This is a genomic window from Kitasatospora herbaricolor, from assembly GCF_030813695.1.
In the GTDB taxonomy this organism is placed as follows: domain Bacteria; phylum Actinomycetota; class Actinomycetes; order Streptomycetales; family Streptomycetaceae; genus Kitasatospora; species Kitasatospora herbaricolor.
The window spans coordinates 6,616,439-6,638,904 of record NZ_JAUSVA010000002.1; the positions used below are offsets into that span (position 1 = coordinate 6,616,439).

The following is a 22,466-nucleotide window of genomic DNA, read 5'->3' on the forward strand; positions in this document are numbered from 1 at the left end:
GGGATTCAGCCGGCCACCGGCACCGGCTCGGGCCCGGCACCGGCCTCGGCGGTCGCGGCGGCGGCCTCCCGGGCCCGGTCCTTGGCCTCGCGGCGGACCAGCACCCAGACCCCGACCGGGATCATCGCGGTGAACAGCCACCACTGGACGGCGTACGCCATGTGCGGGCCGATGTCGGAGTGGTTGGGCTCGGGCAGCAGCTCGGGCTGGCTCGCGGGGGCCGGCGCGGTGGCCGTCAGCTCCAGGTAGCCGGGGAGTACCGCGGCCCCGGTGCGCTCGCTCTGCTGGGCGCTGCTGATCAGGTTGAACTGGCGGTCCGGCAGGCCGCTGCGGTCGCGGATCCCGCTGCCCGCGGCGGTCTCGTCGGCGCGCATCCGCCCGGTGAGGGTGACGTCGCCGGAGGGCGCGGCCGGGACGTCGGGGTAGGCGGCGGCGGAGTCCCCGGAGGCGGTCCAGCCCCGGTTGACCAGCACCTCGCCGGCGCCGTCGGCGAGCCGGAGCGGGGTGATCACGAAGTAGCCGATGTTGTCCCCGCCGGCGTCCGTCCGCTTGCGGACGACGAACTCGTGCGCCTGGTCGTACTGCCCGGTCGCGGTGACCGCCCGCCAGGTGAGGTCCTTGGGGACGGCGCGGCCCGGCGCGCTCAGCGAGTCGAAGGGGACCGGCTCGGCGGTCAGCGCGTGCGCGATCAGCTCGTTGCGGGCCACCCGCGCCTCGTGCCGGTGCAGCTGCCAGAAACCCAGCTTGATGGTGGCGGGGATCAGCAGCAGGGCGATCAGGACGGTGATCACCCAGCGCCGGGAGAGCAGAAAACGGTACACACCGGCACGGTACGCCCACCGCGTCCGCCCGTCCGACACCGGGGGTCGGTCAGGCTCCGGGGTGCGGTGCGACCTCGCGCAGCAGCTGGAGGAAGGCGTCCTCGCCGACCACCGGCGTGCCCAGGTCGCGGGCCTTGCGGGCCTTGCCGCTCCAACTGCCGGGCTCGTTGGTGACCAGCAGACTGGTGAGCCGGCTCACCGAGGTCGCGATGTGCAGTCCGGCCTCCACCGCGCGGTCCTCCAGCACCTCGCGGTCGGTCGCGGTGTCACCGGTGATCGCCACCCGCATGCCCTGCATGAGCGGCTTGCCGTCCTGCCAGCGCCCGGGGTTCGGGTACGGGCACGGCGGGCGCTTCTTCGCGGCGCGGTACGAGGATCCGCTCCAGGAGCTGCGGCCGGGGGTCTGCGGTTCCTCCTCGCCGAGGTCGGTGACGGCCACGCAGGCCTGCAGCGGCAGCGGCACGCCGCCCTGGCGGGCCAGGTGCAGGCTCGGCCGGAAGGCCTCGGCGAGCACCCGGGCGTCGTCCAGCGCGTTGTGGGCCTGACGCTGCTGGACCCCGAAGTACGCGGCGAGCGAGGCGAGCTTGCCGTTGGGCAGCGGCAGCCGGAGGTCCCGGGAGAGCACCATGGTGCAGAGCCGCTGGTCGACCGGGGCGCGCAGGCCCGCCCGGGAGTACTCGCGGGAGATCATGTTCCAGTCGAAGAGCGCGTTGTGGGCGACCATCACCCGCCCGCGCAGCCGTTCGGCCAGCTCGCCGGCGATCTCCGGGAAGGTCGGCGCGTCCTTGAGCACCGCGCTGGTCAGGCCGTGGATCCAGACCGGCCCGGGGTCGCGCTGCGGGTTGACCAGGGTGTACCACTGGTCGGTGACCTCGCCCTCGGCGTCCAGCTGGTAGACACCGGCCGAGATGACGCGGTCCGAGCGGCCGAGGCCGGTGGTCTCGACGTCCACCACCGCGAAGCCCTCGGCGGGGGCGGCGGTGCGCTGCGCCGGGACGGGGACCGTCCACGGGGCGTGGTTCGTCGGTGACTGGATCGCGTGCATGGTCAACCAGAATAAGGGCCGCGCGGCGCCCCCATGGTCCGAATGTCCGAGCGGCGGCGCCGGAATAGAGTGGTGAGCGTGTTCGCCGGACATCCCGACGAGCGATTTCCGGCCGCCCTACCCCAGGCGGCAGCCTCCCCGAAGGACGTTCCCCCATGCGCGCCACCGTGATCCACGGCCCCAACGACATCCGGGTCGAGGAGGTGCCCGACCCCGTGATCCAGCACCCGACCGACGCCGTCGTACGGGTGGTCAACGCCTGCATCTGCGGCAGCGACCTCTGGGCGTACCGCGGCGTCGCGGCCCGGGTGGCCGGTCAGCGGATCGGGCACGAGTTCCTCGGCATCGTCGAGGAGACCGGCTCCGAGGTGCGGGACTTCCGCCGCGGCGACTTCGTGGTCGCCCCCTTCGTATGGTCGGACGGCACCTGCGACTACTGCCGCGAGGGCCTGCAGACCTCCTGCCCGCACGGCGGGTTCTGGGGCCAGGTCGGCTCGGACGGCGGACAGGGCGAGGCCGTCCGGGTGCCGTTCGCCGACGGCACGCTCGTCCAGCTGCCCAAGGAGGCGGCCGCGGACGAGAAGCTGCTGCCCGGGCTGCTCGCCCTCTCCGACGTGATGGCGACCGGGCACCACGCGGCCGTCACGGCCGGGGTGCGGCCGGGCGCGACCGTCGCGGTGGTCGGCGACGGCGCGGTCGGGCTCTGCGGCGTGCTGGCCGCGCACCGGCTCGGTGCGGGCCGGATCATCGCGCTCGGCCGGCACCAGGTGCGCACCGACATCGCCCGCAAGTTCGGCGCCACCGACGTGGTCGCCGCGCGCGGCGAGGAGGCCGTCGAGGCGGTCCGCGAGCTGACCGGCGGTCAGGGCGCGCACGCGGTGCTGGAGGCGGTCGGCACCGAGGAGTCGATGCGGACCGCGATCTCGATCGCCCGCGACGGCGGCGCGGTCGGCTACGTGGGCGTGCCGCACGGCGGCAGCGCGGGCGTGGACATCGGCCAGATGTTCGGCCGCAACGTCTCGCTGCGCGGCGGCGTCGCCCCGGCCCGCGCGTACATCCCCGAACTGCTGCCGGACGTGCTCTCCGGCGCGATCGACCCGGGCCTGGTCTTCGACCGCACGGTCGGCCTGGAGGGCGTGCCGGACGGCTACCGCGCGATGGACGACCGGTCGGCGCTGAAGGTGCGGATCGCCTTCTAGGGCGCGGCCGGGCGGTACAGGATCGGGGTGGCTCCGGGACCGGGGCCACCCCGATCGCATGTCCGAACCTGACGTGTTTCGGCCAATAGGAGAGCGCTGCTGGGTGAAGATCCGGCTGATCGTGCCCGTTCCCTTCTCGCGGCCCACCGGCCACTTCTAACATCAGCGGCGCACAGCCGAACTGTGACACCCCTCACGTCCGGTCGTTCCACCGTGCGCACCGCCCCGACGAAGGAGTCAGGAGAGACCGAGTGGAATCACCGCCGCCGACCAGCACCGAGCAGTCGTCCGTCCAACGGATCGAGGAGACCGCGGAGTTCCGCGAACTGCGCCGCTCCGTCCGGAGCTTCGCCTTCCCCGTCACCATCGGCTTCATCCTCTGGTACCTGCTGTACGTCCTGCTCTCCAGCTACGCCCCGGCCTTCATGGCCACCAAGGTCGTCGGGCACGTCAACGTGGCGCTGGTGCTGGGCCTGCTGCAGTTCGTCACCACCTTCGCGATCGCCGCCTGGTACGCCCGGTACGCCGACCGCCGGCTGGACTCGCCGGCCACCGCCATCCGCACCCGGTACGAGGCCGCCACCGTCCACGCGCCCCGGGAGGCCGGCGAATGAGCACCCACCTGGTCACCGGTCAGCTGCCCGCGAGCCGGCTGGCGGGCAGTCAGCTGGCCACCGCCGCGACCGAGCACCGCGGCCTGACGATGACGCTGTTCGGCCTGTTCGTCCTCGCCACCCTGGGCATCACCGTCTGGGCCGGCCGGCAGACCAAGGACGCCTCCGACTTCTACGCCGGCGGCCGCGGCTTCACCGGGTTCCAGAACGGCCTGGCCATCTCCGGCGACTACATGTCGGCCGCGTCCTTCCTCGGCATCGCCGGCGCCATCGCGCTGTTCGGCTACGACGGCTTCCTGTACTCCATCGGCTTCCTGGTGGCCTGGCTGGTCGCCCTGCTGCTGGTGGCCGAGCCGCTGCGCAACTCCGGCCGCTACACCATGGCCGACGTGCTGGCCTTCCGGATGCGGCAGCGGCCGGTGCGGACCGCCGCCGGCATCTCCACCATCGTCGTGTCGATCTTCTACCTGCTCGCCCAGATGGTCGGCGCGGGCTCCCTGGTCGCCCTGCTGCTGGGCGTCGAGGGCGGCGCGGCCAAGCGCTGGACGATCGTCGCGGTCGGCGCGCTGATGGTGGTCTACGTCGCCATCGGCGGCATGAAGGGCACCACCTGGGTGCAGATCGTCAAGGCGGTGCTGCTGATCGCCGGCACCGCGCTGATGACCGTCCTGGTGCTCGCCAAGTACCACTTCAACGTCTCGGCCCTGCTCGGCGCCGCGGCCGACGCCAGCGGCAAGGGCGCGCACTTCCTGGAGCCCGGCCTGAAGTACGGCGTCACCGGCACCACCAAGCTGGACTTCCTCAGCCTGAGCCTGGCGCTGGTGCTGGGCACCGCCGGACTGCCGCACATCCTGGTCCGCTTCTACACCGTTCCCACCGCCCGGGCCGCGCGGAAGTCCGTGCTCTGGGCGATCGGCATCATCGGCGGCTTCTACCTGATGACGCTGGCGCTGGGCTTCGGCGCGGCGGCCCTGGTCGGCCCCAAGGTGATCAAGGCCTCCAACGCGGCCGGCAACACCGCCGCGCCGCTGCTGGCCGAGAAGCTCGGCGGCGGCGCCGGCTCCACCGGCGGCGCGATCCTGCTCGCGGTGATCTCGGCCGTCGCGTTCGCCACCATCCTCGCCGTGGTCGCCGGGCTGACCCTGGCCTCCTCGGCGTCCTTCGCGCACGACCTCTACGCCAACGTGATCCGGCGCGGCAAGGTCGGCGAGAAGGAGGAGGTCCGCTCCGCCAAGCTCGCGGCGGTCGCGATCGGCGCGGTCGCCATCGTGCTCAGCATCTTCGCCGAGAAGCTCAACACCGCCGCGCTGGTCGCGCTGGCCTTCGCGGTGGCCGCCTCGGCGAACCTGCCCACCCTGCTCTACTCGCTGTTCTGGAAGCGCTTCAACACCAGGGGCGCGGTCTGCTCGGTCTACGGCGGCCTGTTCAGCTCGGTGCTGCTGGTGGTCTTCTCCACCGTCGTCTCCGGCAAGCCCACCTCGCTGTTCCCGCACTCCGACTTCCACTGGTTCCCGCTGGAGAACCCCGGCCTGGTCTCCATCCCGGTCGGTTTCCTGCTCGGCTGGATCGGCACCCTGCTCTCCAAGGAGGAGGCCGACCCGGCGAAGTACGCTGAACTGGAGGTCCGCTCCCTCACCGGACTGGGCGCGCACTAGATTTCCCACCGGACGGACACCGCCCGGCGGTGGCGGTCCCTGCGGTTAAGCTGGCCCGGCCCGCCGTGACGGCGGCCGGGCCGGCCGCACTACAGGGAAGGGGCTCGCCGTGCTCCTCGACACCTTCGGCCGCCAGGCCGTCGACCTGCGCGTCTCGCTCACCGACCGGTGCAACCTGCGTTGCACCTACTGCATGCCCGAGGAGGGTCTGCAGTGGCTCGCCAAGCCGGAGCTGCTCACCGACGAGGAGATCGTCCGGCTGGTCACCATCGCCGTGCGCGACCTGGGCGTCCGCGAGGTCCGCTTCACCGGGGGCGAGCCGCTGCTGCGCCCGGGGCTGGTCGGCATCGTCGCCGCCTGCGCGGAGCTGGCGCCGCGCCCGGAACTCTCGCTCACCACCAACGGCATCGGCCTGGCCCGCACCGCCGCCGCGCTGCGGGCCGCCGGGCTGGACCGGGTGAACGTCTCGCTGGACACCCTGGACCCGGACACCTTCCACACCCTGACCCGCCGGCGCCGCCACCACGACGTGCTGGAGGGCCTGGCCGCCGCCGAGGCCGCCGGGCTGACCCCGGTGAAGCTGAACGCAGTCCTGATGCGCGGCGTCAACGACCACGAGGCGGCCGGCCTGCTCGGCTGGTGCCTGGAGCGCGGCTACGAGCTGCGGTTCATCGAGCAGATGCCGCTGGACGCCCAGCACGGCTGGGACCGCTCGCAGATGGTCACCGCCGAGGAGATCCTCGACCGCCTCACCGAGTCCTTCCGGCTCACCGCCGAGCCCTCGGCCGCCCGGGGCGCCGCACCGGCCGAGCGCTGGCTGGTCGACGGCGGGCCGGCGAGTGTCGGGGTGATCGCCTCCGTCACCCGGCCGTTCTGCCGGGCCTGCGACCGGACCAGGCTGACCGCTGACGGTCAGGTCCGCAACTGCCTGTTCGCGACCGGGGAGACGGACCTGCGGACCGCCCTGCGCTCCGGCGCGGCGGACGCCGAGATCGGCGCGCTGTGGAAGGCCGCGATGTGGGGCAAGAAGGCCGGGGCCGGCATCGACGACCCGGAGTTCCTGCAGCCCGTGCGGCCGATGTCGGCGATCGGCGGCTGAGGGCGTCAGGCTCCGGGGGGTGCGACCGGCGGCTGCGGCTGCGGCCGCGCCTCGGCCTCGGCCTCGGTCCACTCGGCGAACGGCAGGACCTCCTTGAGGAAGCCCCGCACGCCGAGGAACTGGGAGAGGTGCTCGCGGTGCTCGTCGCAGGCCAGCCAGGTCTTGCGGCGGTCCGGGGTGTGCAGCTTGGGGTTGTTCCACACCAGCACCCAGGCGGCGGCGGTCCGGCACCCCTTGCCCGAGCAGATCGGGTTCTCGGGGTGCCCCGCCGCGCCGGCGAAGAGGCTGGGCGAGGGTTGCTGGTCGTCCTGGGGGGTCATCGCGGGCCGTCCTGTGGCATCGGGGCCCTCCGGCTCGGGGGAGGGGCGGGTGTGTGCACCGCCAGTCTCCCGCACCCGTCGGGCGGCCCCGGGCGCACCTCGCGTCCGGCCTGACCGCGTGCGGGCATGGCGACGCCGGGCAGCCACGGGGGGAGCCGCCCGGCGTCGGTCCGTCGCTCCGACGGGGGATGCGGAGCGCGTACGCAGTATGTCACGGCCGAGACCCCTTCCGGGGGCCTCTTTCATGATTAATCTGAGGCTGGTTTGAGCTTTCCGGCGGACTAACGGCAATCAATCCGGAGGAAACGGACAGTCACTCGTCCATGGCTCCGGGCGCCGCCGGGGCGGCCCCGCCACCGCCCGTTCCGCCGGGCCCCAGCATCAGCGGGGTCTCGGCCGGGACGGCGAAGGTGCTCGGCAGTCCGGGCGCCCGCTCCCGTCCGGCGTTGGCGATCAGCACCGCGAAGTACGGCAGCAGCAGACCGCCGGCCAGCGCGACGAACGCGACGTACCGCTGGACGTCCCACATGATCACGGCGAGCAGCACGCAGAGGGTGCGGACCAGCATCGAGATGACGTAGCGGCGCTGGCGCCCGCGGACATCCTCGGTGAGACTGCTCCGCGCTCCGGTGATCCGGAAGACCGGTCCGCTGCCGGCGCTCTTGCCCATGTCCTACCGCCTTCGTCCGCGCCCGCACGCCTCGCCGTGCGGCCCTCCTCACGGTACGCCGGGCCGGCGCCGTGCAGGAGAGCGGGGGAGGAGCCGGCTTTCCGTGTCCGCCCCGGTGCCCGGGCGTGGGCGGCGGCCCGTCCGGGGTGCGCCAGGGCCGAACGGAGCCAAGACTGTGAGCTGCAAGGGGAACGCCACCGGCCGTCGGCGGCCCCGACCCCTGGGAGCTGGCATGTGGGCAATCGTCTCGGCACTGATCGAAGGGCTGGTCCTCGGTGTGATCGCCCGGCTGCTGATCCCGGGCAAGCAGGACGTCCCGCTCTGGCTCACCATGATCCTCGGCATGATCGGCGCGATGATCGGGAACGGCGTGGCGCACGTCTTCGGGGTCGCCGACACCAGCGGGATCGACTGGTGGCGCAATCTCTTCCAGCTGGGCGCGGCGATCGTGGTGATCGCCACGGTCGCGCCGCTCTGGGCGGGCCGCAAGCAGCACTGACCGCCCGGGCAGCGCAGCCCGAGGCGGCCCCGGCCGGGCCACCTCGGGCCGTGCTCAGCCGGCGGGCCGGCTCAGGTACTGCGGCGCCACCGAGTCCGTGAGCCAGACCCCGTTGGCGCTGACCCGGAACTCGTGCCCGGCCGCCGCCATCGCGGCCGCGTCCACCGCCAGCACCGCCGGACGCCCGTGCCGCGAACCCACCCGGACGGCCGTCCCGGTGTCGGCCGACAGGTGGACGTCCTGCCGCGACATCGGCAGCAGCCCATCCCGGAAGATCGCGTCCAGGGCGTGCACGGCGGTGCCGTGGTAGAGCACCGGGGGCGGCACCGTGGCGGCCAGACCGAGGTCGACCGCCACCGAGTGGCCCTGGCTGGCCCGGATCGACAGGCCGTCGTCGGAGAGGGCGAAGCGGCGCTTGTTGTTCGTCTCGACCACATGGTCCAGCTGGGCGCGGCTCACCGCCCGGCCGTGCCGGGCCAGGGCGGCGAGCAGCACGTCCACCCGCACCCAGCCCGCCTCGTCCAGCGTGACGCCCACCGAGGCCGGATCGTGCCGCAGGATGCGCGAGAGCATCTTGGAGGTCCGGACCGTGCGTTTCTCGTCCACTCTTCCATCGTCCCTGTCGGGTCAGGGCTCCTACGAGGCCTGGCTCACGGAGCTCATGTTGAAGTCCGCCACCCGGACGGGCGGCATCGCGGCGCGGGTGAACCAGTCGCCCCACTCGCGCGGCAGGCAGCGTTCGGTGCGGCCCACCTCGGTGATCCGCCCGAGCAGGTCCACGGGCGACTCGTTGAACCGGAAGTTGTTGACGGCGCCGACCACCTCACCGTTCTCGACCAGGTAGACGCCGTCCCGGGTGAGGCCGGTGAGCAGCAGCGTCGCCGGGTCCACCTCCCGGATGTACCAGAGGCAGGTGAGCAGCAGCCCGCGCTCGGTGCGGGCGATCATCTCCTCCAGCGTCGGCGCGGCGGCCTGGTCGCCGCTCTCCAGTACCAGGTTGTCCACGGCCGGGGTGAGCGGCAGGCCGGCCAGACCGGCCGAGTGCCGGGTGGTCAGCAGGTTGGTCAGCTCGCCGTCGCGGATCCAGTCGGTGGCGGCCAGCGGCAGGCCGTTGTCGAACACCGAGGAGTCGCCGCCGGTGGAGTGGGTGAGCACGAAGGGCGCGGCCTCCAGGCCCGGCTCGGCCGGGTCGGAGCGCAGCGTCAGCGGCAGCTCGCCGAGCTTGTCGCCGATCCTGGTGCCGCCGCCCGGCTTGGAGAAGACCGTGCGGCCCTCGGCCGCGTCCCGGCCGCCGGAGGACCAGCTCAGGTAGACCATCAGGTCGGCGACGGCCGAGGGCGGCAGCAGCGTCTCGTAGCGGCCGGCCGGCAGGTCGATCCTCCGCTCGCCCCAGGCGAGGCGACGACTGAGGGTGCGGTGCAGCTCGGCGACGTCCACGTCCCGGAAGTCCCGGGTGGCGGCGCCGGCCCAGGCGGAGCCGGTGAGGTCGGCGGTCTTGGCGTTCAGCTCGACCGTGCCGGTGGGCTGGTCGTGCCGCAGCCGCAGGCCGGTGGAGCTGCCGAGGTAGCTGGTGGTCAGCTCGTGGCGGGCGAAGCCGTAGAGCAGCTCGCCCTGGGCGGCGGCCCGGGCGAAGGCGGCGCCCAGCGCGGGCGCGAAGTCCGCGAACACCTCGACCGAGGTCTCGGCCGGGGGCGCGGTGAAGTCGGCCGACGACGGGCGGTCGGCGACCAGCGGCTGGGCGTCCTCGGCCGGGCCGGCGTCCCGGGCGGCCGCCTCGGAGGCCCGGACCAGGCTCTCCACCTCGTCGAGGGTGACGGCCTCGCGGGCCACCACGCCGGACGCGGTGCCCTGACCGCCGTCGACGGTGGAGATCACCGTGAGCCGCCGGCCCCGGGTGACGCCGTTGGTGGTCAGCGCGTTCCCGGCCCAGCGCAGGTTCGCGGTCGACTCCTCGTCGGCGATCACCAGGCAGCCGTCGGCGCGGGAGAGGCCGAGCGCCCGCTCGACCAGTTCGTGGGGTTGGATCGCGGCCATCAGTGACCCGCCTCCTGCTGCGTGTTGAGCACGTTGACGTTGCGGAAGAGCGCGGACGGGCAGCCGTGGCTGACCGCCGCGACCTGGCCCGGCTGCGCCTTGCCGCAGTTGAAGGCACCGCCCAGGACGTAGGTCTGCGGGCCGCCGACGGCGGCCATCGACCCCCAGAAGTCGGTGGTGGTGGCCTGGTAGGCGAAGTCCTTCACCTGGCCGGCGAGCCGGCCGCCCCGGATCGCGTAGGCGCGCTGGCCGGTGAACTGGAAGTTGTATCGCTGCATGTCGATCGACCAGGAGCGGTCGCCGACGATGTACAGGCCCTTCTCCACGCCCTCGAACAGGCCGGCGGTGTCCGGGCCGTCCGCGGCCGGCTGCAGCGAGACGTTGGCCATCCGCTGCACCGGGACGTGCGCGGGGGAGTCCGCGAACGCGCACCCGTTGGACCGGCCGAGGCCCTTCAGCGCGGCCATGCCCCGGTCGAGCTGGTAGCCGGTCAGGACGCCGTCCTTGACCAGGTCCCAGGACTGGGTGGCCACCCCCTCGTCGTCGTAGCCGATGGTGGACAGGCCGTGCTCGGCCGTCCGGTCCCCGGTGACGTGCATCAGGTCGGAGCCGTACCGCAGGCTGCCGAGCTTGTCGAAGGTGGCGAAGGAGGTGCCCGCGTAGGCGGCCTCGTAGCCGAGCGCCCGGTCCAGCTCGGTGGCGTGGCCGATCGACTCGTGGATGGTCAGCCAGAGGTTGGACGGGTCGACCACCAGGTCGTACACGCCGGCCTCGACGCCCGGCGCCTTCATCTTCTCGGCCAGCAGCGTGGGCAGTTCGGCCAGCTCGGCGTCCCAGTCCCAGCCGGTGCCGCGCAGGTACTCGAAGCCCCGCCCGACCGGCGGCGCCAGCGTCCGCATCGAGTCGAAGGCACCCGTCCGCCCGTCCACCGAGGTGGCCTCCACCTCCGGGTGCAGCCGGATCCGCTGCTGGGTGGTCATGGTGCCCGCGGTGTCGGCGTAGAACTTGTTCTCCTGCACCGTCAGGAGGCTGGCCTGGACGTGCGAGACGCCGTCGGCGGCCAGCAGCCGCCGGCTCCAGTCGGCCAGCAGCGCCGTCTTCTCGGCGTCCGGCACCTCGAAGGGGTTCACCTCGTACGACGAGATCCAGGTCGCGTCCGGGTACACCGGCTCCGCGGCCAGCTCCACCAGGTCCTTCGAGCCGGCCGCCCGGCTGATCCCGCCGGAGAGCCGGGCCACCGCCACCGCCTGCTCGGCCACCCGGGCCACCGCGTCGGTGGTGAGGTCCACCCCGGCCGCGAAGCCCCAGGCGCCGTCCAGCAGCACCCGGACGGCGAAGCCGAGCTGGACGCTGTCCGAGGTGCCGGCCGGCCGGGCGTCGCGCAGCCGCCAGGACGCGCTGCGGACCCGCTCCAGACGGAAGTCGGCATGCGTGACGCCGAGTTCGCGGGCCCGGGTGAGCGCCGCGTCGGCCAGGGCGCGCAGGGGGTAGGCGAGGAAGAGCGGATCGACGGCGCGTCCGTGCGGGGCACCGGCGCCGGTCGTCGCGGGCATCGGGGTCAATCGGGCTCCCTGGATCGGGTACGGCAAGGGGGGCGGGGCGTCCGGTCAGGGATCCCCGCATCGAATCATGGCCGTTCGCACCGCTTTCGGCCAGCAGATTTGGCCTGCGCCGCCCCGCGGCGAGGATCCGCCCGGTGGTCGTTCCGTCACTTCAAGAGGGGTCCGGCGGGGACGTGTTGACACCGACAGCGGCCCGTGGGGGGTGGGGCGATGGCTGTCGTCTTCCTGGGGTGCCTGGTGCAGTTGGGCCTGCTGGGGCCGGCCGGGTACTGGGCGGTGACCGGATTCCGCCGGGGCGCCGGGCCCGGGTCCTCCACCTGGAGGGCCGGGCCCTGGCCGACGCGGGCAGCCACCAGGAGGCCGCCGGCAAGCTGGCCGAGGCGGCCGGGCTGCGCCGGGCCGACGCGGAGCGCGACCGCCGGAGCGGCGGCGCCCGGATGTCGGCCACGCTCGACCTCTACGCCACGGTGCGGGCCCGGCTGGATCGGCACGAGGAGGCCGTCGCGGCGACGGACGAGACGGTCGGGGCGGCCGAGCGGCAGCTCGCCCGCCTGCGCGGCGAGGGGGCGCCCGGGACGCCCGGGCGACCCTGGGGCTTCGGCTGCTGAACCTGGGCGTCCGTCTGCGGGCCGCCGGGCAGCCCGGGCGCGGCCTGGACGCCGCCGCGAGCGCCGAGGCATGGCTGGAGCCGCTGAGCTCGCCCACGGACCGCCCCGCCGAGCAGGCCACGCTGCTGCGACGGCAGGCCGGCGCCGGCACCGTCCGGGCCGGGTGCCTGGCCGCGCTCGGCCGGACCGAGGAGGCCGTCGACGCCCGGCGGGCCGTGGCGGCGGCGCGGGCCGGCGGTACCACCGACCTGACCCGGCCTGACCGCCGTGCGGTGGTCGGGCCGGGTCAGGTCAGGTCAGGCCGGGTCAGGTCAGGTCAGGTTGAGGACCGGGTGGGGCCTCAGGCCAGGCCCTCCCACCAGCCGTCCAGCTCCGGCGGGTTGTCCACGTCCACCCGCTCGCCCGGACGCGGCACCGCCAGCGGCACGGCCTGCGACTTCGCCTCGGCCAGCAGCCGCTCCACCGGCTCCGCCCACGGGTGCAGCCCCAGGTTGAAGGTGCACCAGTGCACCGGGACGAGCAGCCCGGCGTCGAGGTCCCGGTGAGCCTGGACGGCGTCCTCCGGCGTCATGTGGATGTCCGACCACGCCTCGTCGTACGCACCGATCTGCACCAGCGCGGCGTCGAACGGGCCGTGCTGCTCACCGATCGCCTTGTACCCCTCGAAGTAGCCCGAGTCGCCGGTGTAGAACACCTTGCGGGTCGGACCGGCGATCACCCAGGAGCCCCACAGGGTGGTGTTGCGGGTCAGGCCGCGGCCGGAGAAGTGGTGCGCGGAGGTCAGCGTGAGCACCAGGTCGCCCAGGGTGCAGGTCTCGTCCCAGTCCAGCTCGATGATCCGGTGCTCCGGCACGCCCCAGCGCCGCAGGTGGCCGCCGATGCCGAGCGGCACCGCGAACGGCGCGGACTGGCTGCGCACCAGCCGCTTCACGGTCGCCATGTCGAGGTGGTCGTAGTGGTCGTGCGAGATCAGCACGGCGTCCACCGGCGGCAGCTCCTCCAGCTCCACCGGCACCGGGTGCAGCCGCTTGGGGCCGACGTGCGCGGCGGGGGAGCAGCGGTCGCTCCAGATCGGGTCCAGCAGCACCCGGGCGCCCTCGATCTCGACCAGCGCGGAGGCGTGCCCGTACCAGGTGATCTCGACGCCCTCGGCCGCCTGCCGCGGCCCGCCCGCCGTCCGGACGGTCGGCACCGGCAGGGTCGGCGTGCGGCCCTCGCGCTCGAACAGCATCCGGCGGACCGTGCCGCGGTCGATCTCCGGCCGGGCGCTGTCCCGGGCCAGCGAGGACGGGGCGTTGTGGAAGACGCCGTCCCGGTACTGGGGCGAGCTGCGGACCCGATCCTCCCGCTCGGCGTCGGGGCGCCGCCCGAAGGCCGCCGGCAGGTCGCGCAGCGACCAGGCGGCCGCTCCCGCTCCCGCGGCCAGGGCCGCCAGGGCCAGCAGTCGTCCCCGTCGGCCGGTGGTACCGGGCTGTGCCTCGCTCATCAGGGCTCTGCCTTCACTGGGAGTCGTCGGGCGGTGGCGTTGTGACAACCGGCCCGTGCCAAATCGGTGCGGGCGGCCGGTGGTTGTCCGCCCGGTGGTCCGCATGCATGTCCGCACCGAGAAGGCAACGGGCACACCCTGCCGAGTTGTTCCCGGCGGGGCCGACCACCGTGCCCTCCACTGTGCCATTGTCGGAACGCGACAGTTCAGCCGGTACGGACCTGTGGGAGCCCGATTCGTCGCATCCTCCCCGCGGCCGATAGCGTCACATTGCGTGCGCGTTTCGCCGTACGCGGACGACCTGGTCGGCAGGGGCGGACACCGCCCGGGCCACCGGGTCCCATGGTCAACTACGGAGAGAGGTGGATCGTTGAGCCGCTCGGTTCTCGTCACCGGAGGCAACCGGGGCATCGGCCTCGCGATCGCCCAGGCCTTCGCCGAGGCGGGCGACAAGGTCGCCATCACCAGCCGCTCGGGTGAGGTTCCCGAGGCCCTGGCGAAGTACGACGTGCTCGCGGTCCGCTGCGACATCGACGACGCCGCCCAGGTCGACGCCGCCTTCGGCGAGGTCGAGTCCAAGCACGGCGCGGTCGAGGTGCTGGTCGCCAACGCCGGCATCACCAAGGACACCCTGCTGCTCCGGATGACCGAGGAGGACTTCACCTCGGTCGTCGACACCAACCTCACCGGGGCGTTCCGGGTGGTCAAGCGCGCCTCGAAGCTGATGATGCGCGCCCGCAAGGGCCGCGTGGTGCTGATCTCCTCGGTGGTCGGCCTGAGCGGTTCGCCGGGCCAGGCCAACTACGCCGCGTCCAAGGCCGGCCTGGTCGGGTTCGCCCGTTCGCTGGCCCGGGAGCTCGGACCGCGCAACATCACCGTCAACGTGGTGGCGCCGGGCTTCGTGGACACCGACATGACCGCGGTGCTCAGCGACGAGCGTCGTAAGGAGATCGTCGCGGGGGTGCCGCTCGGCCGGTACGCAGCCCCGTCCGAGATCGCCACCACCGTGCGGTTCCTCGCTTCCGACGAGGCCGCGTACATCACCGGAGCCGTCATTCCCGTAGACGGCGGATTGGGCATGGGTCACTGATCACATGAGCGGAATTCTTGAGGGCAAGCGCATCCTGATCACGGGTGTGCTGATGGAGTCCTCCATCGCCTTCCACACCGCGAAGCTGGCCCAGGAGCAGGGCGCGGAGATCATCCTCACCGCCTTCCCGCGGCCCAGCCTGACCGAGCGGATCGCCCGCAAGCTGCCCAAGCCGGTCAAGGTCCTGGAGCTCGACGTCTCCAGCGACGAGCAGCTGGCCGGCATCGCCGACCAGGTCCGCGAGCACCTGCCGACCCTGGACGGCATCGTCCACTCGATCGGCTTCGCCCCGCAGGACGCCCTCGGCGGCAACTTCCTGAACACCCCGTGGGAGTCCGTGGCCACCGCCATGCAGGTCTCCGCGTTCTCGCTGAAGTCGCTGACGACGGCGCTGCTCCCGCTGATGCAGGACGGCGGTTCGGTGGTCGGCCTGACCTTCGACGCGCAGTTCGCCTGGCCGCAGTACGACTGGATGGGCCCGGCCAAGGCCGCGCTGGAGGCGACCTCCCGCTACATGGCCCGCGACCTCGGGTCCCGCAACATCCGGTGCAACCTGGTCTCGGCCGGCCCGATCGGCTCGATGGCCGCCAAGTCCATCCCCGGCTTCTCGGAGCTGGCGGCGGTCTGGGACTCCCGCTCCCCGCTGAAGTGGGACCTCGCCGACCCGGAGCCGGCCGGCCGCGGCGTCGTCGCGCTGCTCTCGGACTGGTTCCCGAAGACCACCGGCGAGATCATCCACGTCGACGGCGGCCTGCACGCCATCGGCGCCTGACACCCGGGCGCACCCCGCTGACGGCCGGGGCACCACCCGCCCGAGCGGTACCGCCCGAACACCGCTGCCCGCCCGCCACTCGTGAAGTGGCGGGCGGGCAGCGGTGTTTCCGGAGCGTTCCGGAGCCGTCCGGTTGCGGCGGCCGGTCAGCCCGGGGCGATCGGCTCGCAGCCCCGCTGGGCCGCCACCGCGTTGGCGAAACGGGCGAAGAGGTCCTTCGGAAGCTCGCTGCGGGCCTCCCCCTGACCGTCCCGCAACGCGCTGTCCAGGGCGGACACCCCCAGGTACAGGGTGTCCTTGCCGCAGGGCACCAGGACCGGGCCGTCGGTGTCCCCGGTGCCGCGCCAGCCGGTCGGCAGCGCCGCCCGCAGCTCGGTGTCCAGGGCGGCCGCGCCGATCCAGGCCTGGTCGGCGGTCACCGTGAAGCTGAGCACCGGCGACACCAGGTGCCCGTCCTCCACCCCGCAGATCCAGACCGGCGCGCCCTCGCTGCTGACCCGCTCGCGCAGGGGGGTGGTTCGCCCGGCCGTGCTGCCGAGGCTCAGCCCGGGCAGCCCGCAGGCCTTGCCGTCCTCGGACGCGCGGGCCTGCCCGCCGGGGTCGCCCAGCCGGTCCCCGGCCGGGGCGGCGGGAGTGCCGCAGCCGGCCTGCCGGCCCGCGGCGGCGGCCATGCCGTCGGCCACCCGGGCCAGCGCCGTCCGGGCGGCGGTGTCGGGCTGCTCCTCGGCGCGGCGCTTCTCCGGCAGGACGTCGTCCGGCGAGAACCAGACGTCGGCCCACAGCACGTCGGCGTCGCCCCGGGACTTCAGCGGCAGCGGGTCGTCCTTCGGCACGGGCAGTACGCACCCGGCCGGCAGCAGCACCCAGCCGGTCCGGTTGGAGAACGAGCCCGGCCGCCCGCCCTCCAGCTGCGACATCTGCGGCACGGTCCTGACCTGCTTGTCGATGCCGGGGCTGACCGCCCGCTCGGTGCGCAGCGTGACCCGGGCCCGGGCGGTGCCGCCCAGGCCCGTCCGGGCGGTGATCGTGCAGGAGACCGTCGGGTCCCCGGCCCGGGCCGTGGAGCCGGATTCCGTGATCCGGCCCTCGCCCAGGACCTGCTGCGCGTCGGCCCGGGACACCGCGCCGCCGCAGAGGCGGTCGGGGCCGAACACGTTGGTCAGGCGCCAGGTGAGCAGGGCGCCGGCCGAGACGGCCAGGACCGCGGCGAGCGCGATCCAGGCCGTCCGGCGGCGGGACAAGGCCCTCATCACTCGGCCGACCCGTGCCGGCCGAGGGCGATCATCGCCTCGTCGTAGCCGCGGTTGTGGCCGTCGCGCAGGCTGGTGTTGACCTCGTTGGCCAGCTCGCTCTTCGGGTCCAGGCCGTTGTGCTCGGCCCACCCGATGACCATCTGGGTGCCCTGGTTCAGGTTGGCGTCGTGGGAGCTGGAGGCCTCGCTGTTGGCCTTGTCGACGGCCTCCTCCTTCACGCCGTCCGACCAGTTGCTGACACCCAGGTCGACCAGGCTGCCCGCGACGTCGCCGACCACCGGTATGTAGCCGGTGGCCAGGCCGCCGCCGCTGGAGACCAGCTCGCCGGTCTTGTCGGCCCACTCCTTCTTGTCGTCACGCTCGTCCAGCAGGATGTCGCTCCTGATGGCGTCGAGGGTGCCGAGCGCGGAGCCGGAGCGGTCGGTCGGCCCGGTCCGGTCGTGGTCGGGGCGGCCGGCGTCGGCCGGCAGGTCGCCGATGACCTGGGCGGACTTGGCCTTCTCGGCCTCGTACAGGGCTGCGTAGGCCTCCGGGTCGTCCGAGACGCCGCGCATCACCCGGGTGAGCGAGGAGCTGTCGTCGGAGAGGTGGCCCTTGCCGCCCTCCTCCCAGGCGCCGTCCTTGTGCTTGGCGGTGCTGAGCTCCGCGCCGAGGATGTCGTGGGTGTCGTCGACGTAGTCGGTGAGCGCGCCGGCGATCGGCTTGCGGAGGTTGTCGGGGATCTCCTGGCCCTTGCTGTCCTGGTCCAGGGCGTCGATGGTGCCCTGCATGACCCGGGCCTGGGCCGGGGTGTGCGAGCCGCCGTTGTGCGCGGTGCCGGTGGGGTCGCCGGTGGTGGCGGCCTCCAGCGCCGCGCCGAGGCCGGCCCGCTGGAGCGGGTCGTCCATCTTGATCGGCGCCCCGTACAGCGGGTTCATGTAGTTCTCGGGCCACTTGCGGTCGCGCAGCAGGTAGTCGAGACGGTCCTTGGCGCCGGGGGAGTCCGGGTCGAGGAAGCCGGTGGCGGCCTCGGGGTTCTTCCCCATCTGCTTGAGCACGCCGTCCAGCGGGTCGGAGACCAGGTCCTGGCGCTCGCCGTCGAACTGGTGGCTCCAGATCTGCGGGTGCTTCTTCTCGACGTCGATGATGTCGGCGCCCAGGTCGTTCAGGTACTCCTTGGAGTACTGCGCGTCGCCCTTGTCCATCAGGGTGGCGAGCGCCTGGTAGCCGTACACCGGTGAGGTGTTGCGCCCCAGGTTCTTGTCGCCGATGTCCTTCATGCCCTTGCGCCAGTCCTGGTAGAACTTGCTGTTCGGGTCACGGGTGGCGCCGGCGACGGTGTTGGCCAGGTTGGTCTGGAGCTGGCCGTAGCCCTCCTTGTTCTTGGCGTCCCGGTCGCCGCCGATCTTCTCCAGCTGGTCGGCGAGCTTGAGGGTGCCCTCGGGGCCGAGCGTGTTGAGCAGGGTCTGGCCGTACTGCGGGTTGTTGGCGTTGGCCTTCATCAGGTTGTTGAGCTCGGCGAGCTCGCCCGGCTCCAGCTTGCCGTCCTTCTTCAGCTTCTCGGCGAGGTCGGCGGCGCGGCGCCCGTCGGCCGCGTCACCGCCGCCGATGGCCTGCCCGTTGAAGGTGTTGAAGGGGTCGCCGGCCTTGGAGGCGCGCTTGAGGGCCAGTGAGGCGCGCTCGTCGGCGGCGGTGGCCTCGGCGAGCGCGGCGTTGATCTGCTGGGTCCACCTGCCGGCGGCGGCGTTGCGCTCCTCCATGTAGCCGGGGTCGTGGTGCATGGCGTTGCGCTCGGCCGGGGTGTACTGGCTGGTGTCGAACACGGCCTGGCCGGTGCCGGTCACCTTCATGCCGTCGGCGGCGGCGTCCGCGGCGGCGGCCTTCAGCTTCTTCTGCGCGGCCTCGAAGTCGGCGTGCGCGTCCGCGATGATCGTCGAGACCGCCCGGGCCTCGGTCTGCGCGTCGATGGTCTGCTGCTTGGTGATCAGCACGTGCTGGTGGGCGGCGCCGGCGGCGCTGCCCATCCACAGGTTCTGGCCGCCGGTGACGGTCAGGACCTCGTTCTCCAGGCGGTGCTGCACGCCTTCGTACTTCTTCGCCATCGACTCCCAGTCGGTGGCGGCGGTGCTGAGCGCGGACAGGTCCGCGTTGAGGACGTCCTCGTAGCCGAGCATGGTCAGCGACCCCCGAACGACTGGGCCAGGGCGCTGTCGATGCCGATGTAGTTCGTGTGGGTCTGGCGCATCATCCCGGCCTCCTGGTTGAGTCGGGTGTTGAGCGCGGAGACCTGCTCGTGCCACTCGGTGAGGGCGGCCCGCAGCGAGTTGGCGGTGTCCCAGCCGCTGAGCTTGGAGGCCGCGGCCCCGGTCGAGTCGTCCGCGGTCTTGCCCGCTGCCGTGCTCTCGGTGGCGATGCTGTCGAGTGCCAGCGCGGCCTTGTCGAGGGCGCTGGGTGCCACGCCTGTGGTCCCCGCGTCTGGGTCAGCCATCGATTCTCCCCGAATTATTCATGCTTGACTGTCAGTTGACCGGCCTTTGGCCAGTCCTAGCGGGACGTTAGCACGCGTATACGACCGGGCCGGGGCCTGTCCGGGTCAGGCCTCGGCCGGGGTGCAGGCGCCGATCGCGCGGCCGGCCTCGACGGAGGCGAGCCGGGCGTCGCCGGCCCGGACGGCGGCGAGGATGCCGTCGTGACCGACGTAGCGCTCGGGGATCAGTTCGGGGCCGACGTCGTGGCGCAGGTGGGCCCGCATGACCTCGCCGAGGTCCGCGTACACGGCGGCGAGCACGTCGTTGTGGGCGGCGGCCACCACCGCCTGGTGGAAGGCGGCGTCGGCCTGGACGAAGTCCTCGGCGTCACCGGAGGACCAGGCCTCCTCGCGCCGGGCCAGGGTGCTCTCCAACAGGTCGAGGTCGCGCTGGTTGCGCCGACCGGCGGCGAGCCCGGCGGCGGAGGTCTCCAGGGTGGCGCGCAGCTCGGCGACCTGCTGCTGGTCCGCGTCGGCGAACCGGCGGTGCATCACCCCGGCCAGTTCGCTGGTGGCCAGGACGTAGGTGCCGGAGCCCTGCCGGATGTCCAGCAGTCCGTTGTGCGCGAGCGCCCGGACGGCCTCGCGGACGGTGTTGCGGGCGACCCCCAGCTGCTCGACCAGCGCGACCTCGGTGGGGATGCGCGAGCCCACGGGCCACTCGCCGGAGGTGATCTGGGCGCGCAGCTGCGCGATCACCTGGTCGGACAAGGGGGTGCGCCTCGGGGAGGACAGCGCCACGGGGGCTCCTAGCGGCTAGGTCGGATCGGGCCATCATGCCAAGAACGGGCGGGCGGTCGCGGCCCTCGGGCCGGCGCCGCCGGTGCGGCCCGGTGGACGTGATGGTGGACGTCGGTGGTGGACGTGGCGGTGGACGTGGGTGGTGGATGCGGTGCGGCGGTGCCGGCCGGCGGCCCGGGGACACCGGCGTGCGTTAATTCATCCCATCATTCTATGATGTCGTCCATGTCCACCGCAGCAGACTCCCCCACAGACGCTCGGCCGCTCCCTCGGACCGACCCTCCGACGACCGGCCGGACCGAGGCGGGCACCCGCGACGGGCGGCCCGCCCCCGCCCGCACCCGGTACCTCGGGATGCTGTTCGCGGTGGCCATCGCCGCGGCGGCCTTCAACCTCCGTCCGGTGGTCACCAGCCTCGGCCCGCTGCTCGACCAGGTCCGCGCCGACCTCGGCATGAGCGCCACGGTGGCCGGCCTGCTCACCGCCGTCCCCTCGCTCTGCTTCGCGCTCTTCGGCCTGGCGGCGCCCGCACTGGCCCGCCGGATCGGCCCGATCGCGGTGGTCACGGCCGGCATGGGCGCGATCACCCTCGGCGTGCTGGCCCGCTCCTTCGCCGGCGGCACCGCGGTCTTCCTGCTGCTGACCGCGCTCGCGCTGGCCGGCGTGGCGGTCGCCAACGTGCTCATCCCGGTCGTCATCAAGCGGTACTTCCCGGACCGGGTCGGGCCGATGATCGGCCTCTACTCGATGGCCCTGTCGGCCGGCACGGCGCTGGCCGCTGCCGTCACGGTGCCGCTGACCTCCGCCCTCGGCGGCGACTGGCGGGTCGGCCTGGGCGTCTGGGCCGGCGTGGGCGCGGTCGCCCTGGTGCTCTGGCTGGTCACCCTGCTGCTGCACCGGGAGCGGGCCGGCAGCGCCGCGTCCCGGGCCGCCGAGCGGCTGCCGATCCTGCGCAGCCGGACCGCCTGGGCGCTGGCCTGCTTCTTCGGGCTCCAGGCCACCGGCGCGTACGTGACCATGGGCTGGATGCCGCAGATCTTCCAGGACGCCGGCATCTCCTCCTCCACCTCCGGCGTGCTGCTGGCGCTGACCATGGTGGTCGGGGTGCCGGTCTCCTTCGTGCTGCCGAACTGGGCCGCCCGCCGGGGCGACCAGCGGATCTTCGTGGTGGTGCTGGCCGCCTGCGGGATCGCCGGCTACACCGGGCTGGCGCTGGCGCCGGCCGGTGCGCCCTGGGTCTGGGCCGCGCTGATGGGCCTGTCCAACTGCGCCTTCCCGCTGGTGCTCACCATGATCGGCCTGCGGGCCCGGACCTCGGGCGGGGTGGCCCAGCTGTCCGCCTTCGCCCAGGGCCTCGGCTACCTGATCTCCATCCCCGGCCCGATCCTGATCGGCAGCCTCTACCAGGCCACCGGCCAGTGGTACCTGCCGCTCGGTTTCCTGGCCTTCCTGCTGCTGCCGCAGATGGCCTTCGGCCTGCGGGCCGCACTGCCCCGCTTCATCGAGGACGAGGCCGTCCGCCCGGCGGCGCCGGCGGCCTCCTGAGCCGGGGCGGGCCGGTCACGGCCGGTCCGCCGCCCGGGGCCCGCCACAGGGCCCCGGGCAGGGGCGGGGCCGGGCGGGCGAGGGTCCGCGCGGGTGCGGGGCCGGGCCGGTGCGGCCGGGGGCCGGGAGCCGGCCGTCCGGGCGGGGGTGCGAGACTCGGTGCATGCCCGTACTCGAACCGAATCCCACCGACGGCCACAAGAAGCTGGCCCAGATCGCCGGCCTGATCGCCGGCATCGTCGTCCTGCTGGCCGTGGTCGCGATCGTCGCCAAGAACCTCGGCTGAGCGGCGCGGTCGATCCCGTCCCACTCCTGAGGGTGGCGCTGCCCGGAGCACCGCGCCCGACGGCCGGTTTTCTGCCAAGCTTGCTGGGTATGAGCGCCGAAACGTCCCGCAGGATCATCGTTCTCCGCCACGCCAAGGCCGACTGGCCGAACCAGGTTGACGATCACGAGCGGCCGCTGGCCGACCGTGGCCGCCACCAGGCACCGGACGCCGGCCGGTGGCTGGCCGACTCCGGCATCAATCCCGACTACGTGCTCTGCTCGACGGCCCTGCGCACCCGCGAGACCTGGAAGCTCGCCGTCCACGAGCTGCCCAGGCGGCCGCAGAAGACGGTGTACGAGGACCGGGTGTACGAGGCCAGCCCCGGCGAGATCATCACGGTGCTGCAGGAGACCCCGGACGAGTTCGTCGACGTGGTGCTGGTCGGTCACAACCCGGGCGTGCTGGGCCTGACCCAGGTGCTGGCGGGCGACGCGGGGGACCGCGAGGCGCTGGAGCGGCTGCGGCTCGGCGGCTTCCCGACGGCGGCCATCGCGGTGCTGGCCTTCACCGGGTCCTGGAAGGGCGTCGAGCCCGGAGTGGCCGAGCTGGTGTCGTACCACACGCCGCAGGACTGAGCGGACAGCCGAAAGGGGCGCGAGGAGTGATCCTCGCGCCCCTT

The 22,466-nt window shown here is 73.4% G+C and carries 23 protein-coding genes; 11 read left to right on the forward strand and 12 right to left on the reverse strand.

The window, feature by feature from the left end:
* Window positions 1-5: 5 nt before the first annotated feature.
* On the reverse strand, window positions 6-821 hold the full coding sequence (locus J2S46_RS29070) for an SURF1 family cytochrome oxidase biogenesis protein (protein ID WP_191289824.1): 816 nt from the start codon (window positions 819-821) through the stop codon (window positions 6-8).
* 49 nt (window positions 822-870) lie between these two features.
* Window positions 871-1,866 (reverse strand): DEDDh family exonuclease, encoded by a 996-nt coding sequence (locus J2S46_RS29075; RefSeq protein WP_191289823.1) that lies wholly within the window; start codon window positions 1,864-1,866, stop codon window positions 871-873.
* 155 nt (window positions 1,867-2,021) lie between these two features.
* On the opposite strand from J2S46_RS29075, the gene J2S46_RS29080 reads away from it, so the two are divergent.
* From J2S46_RS29080 to moaA, 4 genes are all read left to right on the forward strand, one after another.
* Window positions 2,022-3,065 (forward strand): zinc-dependent alcohol dehydrogenase family protein, encoded by a 1,044-nt coding sequence (locus J2S46_RS29080; RefSeq protein ID WP_191289822.1) that lies wholly within the window; start codon window positions 2,022-2,024, stop codon window positions 3,063-3,065.
* 251 nt (window positions 3,066-3,316) lie between these two features.
* Entirely contained in the window at window positions 3,317-3,679 is a 363-nt protein-coding gene (locus tag J2S46_RS29085) for a DUF485 domain-containing protein (protein ID WP_191289821.1), read from the forward strand.
* A complete protein-coding gene (locus J2S46_RS29090) occupies window positions 3,676-5,334 on the forward strand; it encodes a monocarboxylic acid transporter (protein ID WP_191289820.1) in 1,659 nt (552 codons plus the stop codon). The genes J2S46_RS29085 and J2S46_RS29090 overlap by 4 nt, the downstream gene beginning before the upstream one ends.
* Window positions 5,335-5,443: 109 nt before the next feature.
* A complete protein-coding gene (gene moaA / locus J2S46_RS29095) occupies window positions 5,444-6,433 on the forward strand; it encodes a GTP 3',8-cyclase MoaA (protein WP_191289819.1) in 990 nt (329 codons plus the stop codon).
* 5 nt (window positions 6,434-6,438) lie between these two features.
* Here the strand turns inward: moaA and J2S46_RS29100 are convergent, their stop codons facing one another.
* On the reverse strand, window positions 6,439-6,753 hold the full coding sequence (locus tag J2S46_RS29100) for a hypothetical protein (protein ID WP_229912667.1): 315 nt from the start codon (window positions 6,751-6,753) through the stop codon (window positions 6,439-6,441).
* A gap of 313 nt (window positions 6,754-7,066) precedes the next feature.
* Complete coding sequence (locus J2S46_RS29105; RefSeq protein WP_191289818.1) at window positions 7,067-7,423, reverse strand: DUF3099 domain-containing protein; 357 nt, start codon at window positions 7,421-7,423, stop codon at window positions 7,067-7,069.
* A 232-nt stretch (window positions 7,424-7,655) separates the two neighbouring features.
* Here J2S46_RS29105 and J2S46_RS29110 point away from each other — a divergent pair, with 232 nt between their 5' ends.
* Complete coding sequence (locus tag J2S46_RS29110; RefSeq protein WP_191289817.1) at window positions 7,656-7,922, forward strand: GlsB/YeaQ/YmgE family stress response membrane protein; 267 nt, start codon at window positions 7,656-7,658, stop codon at window positions 7,920-7,922.
* A 54-nt stretch (window positions 7,923-7,976) separates the two neighbouring features.
* Here the strand turns inward: J2S46_RS29110 and J2S46_RS29115 are convergent, their stop codons facing one another.
* From J2S46_RS29115 to J2S46_RS29125, 3 genes are read right to left on the reverse strand one after another with little or no spacing between them, the layout of a single operon-like run.
* Window positions 7,977-8,528 (reverse strand): RNA 2'-phosphotransferase, encoded by a 552-nt coding sequence (locus J2S46_RS29115; RefSeq protein ID WP_191289816.1) that lies wholly within the window; start codon window positions 8,526-8,528, stop codon window positions 7,977-7,979.
* 30 nt (window positions 8,529-8,558) lie between these two features.
* Complete coding sequence (locus tag J2S46_RS29120; protein ID WP_191289815.1) at window positions 8,559-9,956, reverse strand: TldD/PmbA family protein; 1,398 nt, start codon at window positions 9,954-9,956, stop codon at window positions 8,559-8,561.
* Window positions 9,956-11,509: a TldD/PmbA family protein gene (locus J2S46_RS29125; protein WP_191289954.1), complete on the reverse strand. Its 1,554-nt coding sequence runs from the start codon at window positions 11,507-11,509 to the stop codon at window positions 9,956-9,958. Before J2S46_RS29125 ends, J2S46_RS29120 begins: the two co-directional genes overlap by 1 nt.
* A gap of 239 nt (window positions 11,510-11,748) precedes the next feature.
* Here J2S46_RS29125 and J2S46_RS29130 point away from each other — a divergent pair, with 239 nt between their 5' ends.
* Window positions 11,749-12,126 (forward strand): hypothetical protein, encoded by a 378-nt coding sequence (locus J2S46_RS29130; protein WP_191289814.1) that lies wholly within the window; start codon window positions 11,749-11,751, stop codon window positions 12,124-12,126.
* Window positions 12,127-12,466: 340 nt separating this feature from the next.
* On the opposite strand, the gene J2S46_RS29135 is transcribed toward J2S46_RS29130, so the two are convergent.
* Window positions 12,467-13,612, reverse strand: coding sequence for an MBL fold metallo-hydrolase (locus tag J2S46_RS29135; RefSeq protein ID WP_191289813.1), 1,146 nt, complete (start codon window positions 13,610-13,612; stop codon window positions 12,467-12,469).
* A gap of 370 nt (window positions 13,613-13,982) precedes the next feature.
* Between J2S46_RS29135 and fabG the strand changes: the two genes are divergently transcribed.
* Both fabG and fabI read left to right on the forward strand, forming a co-directional pair.
* Entirely contained in the window at window positions 13,983-14,702 is a 720-nt protein-coding gene (gene fabG, locus J2S46_RS29140) for a 3-oxoacyl-[acyl-carrier-protein] reductase (protein WP_073928767.1), read from the forward strand.
* Window positions 14,703-14,706: 4 nt separating this feature from the next.
* The gene (gene fabI / locus J2S46_RS29145) at window positions 14,707-15,474 is read left to right on the forward strand and encodes an enoyl-ACP reductase FabI (protein WP_073928766.1); all 768 of its coding nucleotides are present in this window, start codon (window positions 14,707-14,709) and stop codon (window positions 15,472-15,474) included.
* A gap of 146 nt (window positions 15,475-15,620) precedes the next feature.
* Here fabI and J2S46_RS29150 read toward each other — a convergent pair whose 3' ends face one another.
* The 4 genes from J2S46_RS29150 to J2S46_RS29165 form a co-directional block, all read right to left on the reverse strand.
* Window positions 15,621-16,724: a hypothetical protein gene (locus J2S46_RS29150; RefSeq protein ID WP_191289812.1), complete on the reverse strand. Its 1,104-nt coding sequence runs from the start codon at window positions 16,722-16,724 to the stop codon at window positions 15,621-15,623.
* Window positions 16,724-18,880, reverse strand: a complete 2,157-nt coding sequence (locus tag J2S46_RS29155; protein ID WP_191289811.1) for a DUF6571 family protein — start codon at window positions 18,878-18,880, stop codon at window positions 16,724-16,726. The genes J2S46_RS29150 and J2S46_RS29155 overlap by 1 nt, the downstream gene beginning before the upstream one ends.
* A 2-nt stretch (window positions 18,881-18,882) precedes the next feature.
* On the reverse strand, window positions 18,883-19,194 hold the full coding sequence (locus tag J2S46_RS29160; protein WP_191289810.1) for a hypothetical protein: 312 nt from the start codon (window positions 19,192-19,194) through the stop codon (window positions 18,883-18,885).
* A gap of 105 nt (window positions 19,195-19,299) precedes the next feature.
* Window positions 19,300-19,974 (reverse strand): FadR/GntR family transcriptional regulator, encoded by a 675-nt coding sequence (locus J2S46_RS29165; RefSeq protein WP_191289809.1) that lies wholly within the window; start codon window positions 19,972-19,974, stop codon window positions 19,300-19,302.
* 225 nt (window positions 19,975-20,199) lie between these two features.
* Here J2S46_RS29165 and J2S46_RS29170 point away from each other — a divergent pair, with 225 nt between their 5' ends.
* The 3 genes from J2S46_RS29170 to J2S46_RS29180 all read left to right on the forward strand — a co-directional run bounded on the left by J2S46_RS29170 (window position 20,200) and on the right by J2S46_RS29180 (window position 22,422).
* Window positions 20,200-21,519, forward strand: coding sequence for a CynX/NimT family MFS transporter (locus J2S46_RS29170; RefSeq protein WP_191289808.1), 1,320 nt, complete (start codon window positions 20,200-20,202; stop codon window positions 21,517-21,519).
* Window positions 21,520-21,682: 163 nt separating this feature from the next.
* Window positions 21,683-21,805 carry an SGM_5486 family transporter-associated protein gene (locus tag J2S46_RS29175; RefSeq protein WP_266320232.1) on the forward strand — a complete coding sequence of 41 codons (123 nt, stop codon included), beginning with the start codon at window positions 21,683-21,685 and terminating at the stop codon, window positions 21,803-21,805.
* An 89-nt stretch (window positions 21,806-21,894) separates the two neighbouring features.
* Window positions 21,895-22,422 carry a SixA phosphatase family protein gene (locus tag J2S46_RS29180; protein WP_191289807.1) on the forward strand — a complete coding sequence of 176 codons (528 nt, stop codon included), beginning with the start codon at window positions 21,895-21,897 and terminating at the stop codon, window positions 22,420-22,422.
* Window positions 22,423-22,466 lie beyond the last annotated feature (44 nt).